The organism is Geobacillus sp. PK12 (genome assembly GCF_004123125.1).
Taxonomy (GTDB): domain Bacteria; phylum Bacillota; class Bacilli; order Bacillales; family Anoxybacillaceae; genus Geobacillus; species Geobacillus zalihae.
This window is the reverse complement of sequence record NZ_SDKL01000042.1, coordinates 1-5494: the sequence shown is the minus strand read 5'-3', so window position 1 is coordinate 5494 and position 5494 is coordinate 1. Positions and strand designations below refer to the sequence as shown.

Genomic DNA, 5494 nt, shown 5'->3' with positions numbered 1-5494 from the left:
CTTTGGTCGTTGAAGTGGGGGTCTCCTCGCCAAAGACGATGAAAGATCAACCGACATTGGCCGTCACCTTCGTTGATAATCATGACACCGAACCCGGCCAAGCGCTGCAGTCATGGGTCGACCCATGGTTCAAACCGTTGGCTTACGCCTTTATTCTAACTCGGCAGGAAGGATACCCGTGCGTCTTTTATGGTGACTATTATGGCATTCCACAATATAACATTCCTTCGCTGAAAAGCAAAATCGATCCGCTCCTCATCGCGCGCAGGGATTATGCTTATGGAACGCAACATGATTATCTTGATCACTCCGACATCATCGGGTGGACAAGGGAAGGCGTCACGGAAAAACCAGGATCCGGACTGGCCGCACTGATCACCGATGGGCCGGGAGGAAGCAAATGGATGTACGTTGGCAAACACCACGCCGGAAAAGTGTTCTATGACCTTACCGGCAACCGGAGTGACACCGTCACCATCAACAGTGATGGATGGGGGGAGTTCAAAGTCAATGGCGGTTCGGTTTCGGTTTGGGTTCCTAGAAAAACGACCGTCTCTACCATCGCTTAGTCGATCACAACCCGACCGTGGACTGATGAATTCGTCCGTTGGACCGAACCACGGTTGGTGGCATGGCCTTGATGCCTGCGATCGCGTTGTAAAGACATTCCTCTCTATCATTGAGGCAAAAAACACGGCCTTGCCCGCCATGAATGGCGGCACAAGGCCGTGTTTGATGTTACCATCCATTTGCTTGCTTCAACTTCTCCTTTGACGGCGTTTCGTAGCGAATGTGCGTGTCGATGTCGGTCACGTAATACCCGCCGCCGACCGCGTACTGCCCGCCGAAGCGCGCGTCATACCCGTAGACGCGGTACACTTCCCCAGGCTGTAAGATGCGGACGAACACAAGGCGCCCATCCTTCGTCCGCTTCCATAGATTGATCGGCTTTTGCACTGTCAAGCGGCCGATTTGCCCTTTTTTCAACTCCACGCCATCCCAGTACACTTTTTTCACTTGGCCTGGAGGAGTGGTTGGCTTCTCCGGCTGCTTTGGCGGGTTGGGCTTTTCTTCCTTCCAAAGCGGCAAGGCAAATTCATATTGGGCAAATCCGCTCGGCAAAGTAGCGACATAGCGGATGCTGCCGTCTTGCGGCAAGTATTTTTGCGCTTCCGGCGACGATTCAAACGTGACGGTCACCGGCGCTTTCCCTTTCACTGGCGCAAACCGCCAGTTGCCATCTGCCGACGGGTTGATCGTTCCGTTTTCCCGAATGTAGTCGATGATCACTTGCCGGTTTTCATCCGGCGCAGCCAAAATCGTGTTTTTCCCGCCCGGATTGATGATCCGGTTTGTCGTCGCCCGATAGTTGTTCGTTGCGACGATAAATTCCATGTTCGGCGTCACTGGCTTGCCTTCGAATTTCAAGTTTTTAATCCGGTTCGCGTTTGGATTGATCACATTTTGGTTTTTGTCGTATTTCGCCGGCTCGGTCACATCGATCTCGTACGTCACGCCATCCATAATGTCGAAGTTGTACGTCGGGAAATCGTTGTTGACGAGCGGCTGAACGTCTGTCTTGTTCGGGTCGATTTGGTTGAATTGCCCCGCCGACCACTCAAGCCATTCTTTCAACTCGGCTCCCGTAATTTTCAGCGCATACACCGTGTTCGGATACAAGTACAAATCAGCAACGTTTTTAATGGCGATTTCCCCTGCCGGGATGTCGGTATAGTAGCTCGCCCCGCCGCGTCCGCCGGCTTTGAACGGAGCGCCGGCCGACAGCACCGGAAGGCCTTCATATTTCGTCCCTTTCAACATCTTTTCGACATACCATTTTTGCGCATTCGTGACGATTTGCACGGACGGATCGTCTTTGATAAGCGCAAAATAGCTGTTGATCGGGCTCGTTGTTTTTCCAACCGGGCTGCGGACGTACTGAATCGTCGCTTCATGTTCCGCTTGGATCGCCTGCTCAACGGCCGGGTCGCTGTCGACAAGCGGCGTTTTCGTCGCCTTGTCATACACTGGACGGAGTTGGGCTTTCGCTTGCGTCACTTTCCATTTTCCGTCAACTTGCTCGACCGTCAAGTCGATCACGCCGAGCGTATCGCCCCATGAACCCGGCATCGTCACCGGAACACCGTTGATCGTGCCGGTTTCATTGTTGATTCCGTTTCCGTCTGGAAAATCTGGTGTCGTGCCTGGAAGGGCCGGGAATTTTTTATGCTGGTGGCCGGTCAACACGGCGTCGACCCCCGGAATTTGCGTCAAATAATACGATGCGTTTTCCATATTCGGGCTGTTTCCGCCGGTCTCAATGCCCGAGTGCGATAGCACAACGATCAAATCGGCCCCTTCCGCTTTCATTTTTGGAATATACTTTTGCGCCGACTGCACAATGTCTTTCGCAATCACTTTCCCTTGCAAATTCGCTTTGTCCCAATCCATAATTTGCGGCGGCACAAAGCCGATGACGCCGATCTTCAGCGTATGCTTCTCCCCGTCTTCATCAACGACTTCTTTCTCTAAAATTTGATACGGCGTGAAATAGTTGACATCGTTATCCGGATTTTGGTCATGATCGTCACGGTACACGTTCGCATTCACGATCGGCAGCTTGGCATCGTCATACACTTCATTGAGGAAATCCAAGCCATAGTTGAACTCATGGTTCCCAACCGTTGCCGCATCGTACTTCAACAAATGCAACAGTTTCACCGCTGGATGCACTTCTCCGTCTTGCAGCGGCTTCACTTTGGCCACATAGTCGCCAAGCGGCGTTCCTTGAATCAAATCCCCGTTGTCAAACAGAAGCGTATTCGGCTGCTCAGCGCGCGCCTGCTCGATCAAACGCGCCGTCTTCGACAACCCGAACTCATTCGTCGGACTATCTTTGAAATAATCGTAGTTGACAAGATTCATATGTACGTCCGTCGTCTCTAAAATGCGCAGCTTGACGACATCTCGGTCTTCCGCGCCCGCTGCGGTCGGCAACACAGCCGGAGCAAGCAGCCCCAACGCCAACACCACGCTCGCCGCCGCGTATTTCTTCCGTTTTTTCAATGCCCATCCCCCTCACTCGGATCAAATCATTGTCATCTCTATACATATTACCATAAAAGCAACAAAATTTTGATAGGAAAAACAAGGGAAATAGAGGAAATAAATAGACAATATCGAAAGAGATAGAGGAAAACACCATGTCCTATTCTTGGGAATGGTTGATCTTTTCCATCTTCCTTTCCGCATTCATGCTGTATATTATCATTGAAACCGCCGTCCGACGAGCGATTGACAGCTCAACATTAGCAAGAACACATCAAAAAACCGTTGGAAGATAGAAAAAAAGGAATGACAGCCGACATTAAAGGAGTGACACGCATCGTTCATCAATGTTATGATTAAATAAAAACTTGGAGCTTTTATTTGCAAGGGGAGTATGCAATGTTGCGGGACATCATCAATGCTGTTCTCGGTGTGATCATCGGGGTCATTTTAGGAGACCCTCTAAAGGAGGCTTGGGGGAAATTTGTCAAATACATGAAGCGCCTCCTTGCAAAGCCAAAAACTATTAAAGATCCCTCATATTTTACCATTGGGAATGAAACTACTTCGTTTATTGTTTGTGACGGAGATGGCGTTATGACCTACTCTCCTGAAAATATTGAAACAAGAGTAAACAACCATGCAGTTGAGCTTCCCAGTGATTTAAAAATTTTGAGGAGAGAAATAGAAAAAGCGGAAGATGCAAAGAAACAACGGGGGGAAAGCTACAGTTGGAATGGACCTTTGCTCTCTCTCGAAAAATATTCAATTCTACGAACAAAAGTGAATGAGGATATGAAAGTCATTTTTTCGTTCGTTCCTTCAGATTATTATACATTTAAAGCGTTAAATATGAATCTAGATAAACAACTTCCTTCCGGTTATACAATCCGAGAGAAATACTTGGCCGGAAACACAGTTAGGCAACCAATCCCAGCGCTAGCAAACGGCGTTGGCGTAGCCATCACTGTCATTACTTCAGACAATTACGTCATTTTAACCAAACGATCGCCTGAAAGCGGGGTGCGGCCAAACGAGTTGGATATTAGCGTTGTCGAAGCAATCCATCCTTCCCACGACCGTAAAGCGGTAGGACAAGGGCCGGACCTATTTAATACTGCTGTACGTGGCGCAGAAGAGGAACTAGGCGTTGTCATCCCTAGGGAAAATATAAAATTTCTTGGGTTCGGTGTAGATGAACAATACTATCAATGGAATATCATCGGCATTGCGCACTGTAAAGAAAAAGCCGAAGAAATTATGAAACAACGCAGCAGAGGAATCCCGGGGAAATGGGAAATGGAACAAATACTCTTCATTCCGTTTAAAATTAGGGACGTATTATATACTATCAAAAATGAAAAAATGTGGTCCACAGCAAAAGTTGCTCTATACTGGTCACTCGTCTTTGAATATACAAAAAGAGGAGTAGATAAGGAAGCAGAAAGGCTGTTCAAATAATCCATTATTCGCAAAGAGAATATGCCTTTAAGGACTGTCTTTTCTAAAAGAGCAGGAAAAGAAGCAACCCAAGCAAAAATAGAAGGTCACCATTGCAATCGAGTAGGAGGGGGCGGCTAACCCCCGTCCCCTCACACCACCTAGCATGCGGGTCCGCACTAGGCGGTTCGTCAACCTTGACGGAGTTCGAAATATCGTTGCGTCAAACTATTAGCCCCTGAGCGATCCAGTATGTCTTGCCCAGGGCTTGATGGAGTTGCGGCGTTTTGGTTGTTCGCCAGGCTCCTTTTCGGGTATTGGCAATCTCCATGATCGCTGTTTCCTTCAGCCCCAGCGCTCTTAATTCGCGGATTCTGGTTCTGACCCGTTTCCACTGAAGCCATTGGCAGAGTCGAAGCCTCCTCCGAATCCATCCCTCGATGTTCTGAAGGACAGACGGGGTTTCGATGAGCCGAAAATACCCAATCCATCCTATGACGTATTGATTGACACGATGAATTCGTTCCGGCATCGATACGCTCCAGTTTGGGTTGGTCAGTCGTCGAATCCGCTGTTTAAAACGTTGAATCGACCCCGGGGCGAGGCGAATTCGCGCTTTTCGTTCCGGTGTGAAGCTGAATCCAAGGAAGGCCCGTTTCCACGGGCGGTCCACCGCACTTTTCTCCTCGTTCACCTTGAGTTTGAGTGTTCTCTCCAAGAACCGTTGGATGCTTTGTTTCACCCGTTGTCCTGCCCGCAGACTTTTCACATAGATGTTGCAGTCATCTGCGTAGCGGTAGAATTTCAATCCTCGCTTCTCCAATTCCTTATCTAAATCGTCGAGAAGGATGTTCGCCAGCAGGAGGCACTTCACACACTGGCGCCCTTCCTCATTTCTATAGCAAATTGAGCAACGCCTTTTTGTTCGCTTGCACTTGATCGTTCAACGCCTTGACTTTTTCGGCTCTTCACCACAAGTTGTACTTGATCATTGAAGATCGGTGTG

The 5494-nt window shown here is 49.0% G+C and carries 3 protein-coding genes and 1 pseudogene; 2 read left to right on the top strand and 2 right to left on the bottom strand.

The window, feature by feature from the left end; translation table 11 throughout:
• The coding region (locus tag ETR37_RS13780) for an alpha-amylase domain-containing protein (protein WP_240673903.1) at positions 1 to 569 on the top strand (569 nt) is incomplete at its 5' end.
• Positions 570 to 738: 169 nt separating this feature from the next.
• Here the strand turns inward: ETR37_RS13780 and ETR37_RS13775 are convergent.
• Entirely contained in the window at positions 739 to 3066 is a 2328-nt protein-coding gene (locus ETR37_RS13775) for a bifunctional 2',3'-cyclic-nucleotide 2'-phosphodiesterase/3'-nucleotidase (RefSeq protein WP_129447411.1), read from the bottom strand.
• A gap of 381 nt (positions 3067 to 3447) precedes the next feature.
• Between ETR37_RS13775 and ETR37_RS13770 the strand changes: the two genes are divergently transcribed.
• Positions 3448 to 4509, top strand: a complete 1062-nt coding sequence (locus ETR37_RS13770) for an NUDIX hydrolase (RefSeq protein ID WP_033026388.1) — start codon at positions 3448 to 3450, stop codon at positions 4507 to 4509.
• A gap of 170 nt (positions 4510 to 4679) precedes the next feature.
• Here ETR37_RS13770 and ETR37_RS13765 read toward each other — a convergent pair.
• Positions 4680 to 5350, bottom strand: a pseudogene (locus tag ETR37_RS13765) (group II intron maturase-specific domain-containing protein); the annotation flags it as partial.
• Positions 5351 to 5494 lie beyond the last annotated feature (144 nt).

What these genes read in the sequence shown, in the direction of transcription:
- ETR37_RS13770 (WP_033026388.1), top strand. Translation starts at nt 3,448, where the DNA reads ATGTTGCGGGACATCATCAATGCTGTTCTCGGTGTGATCATCGGGGTC.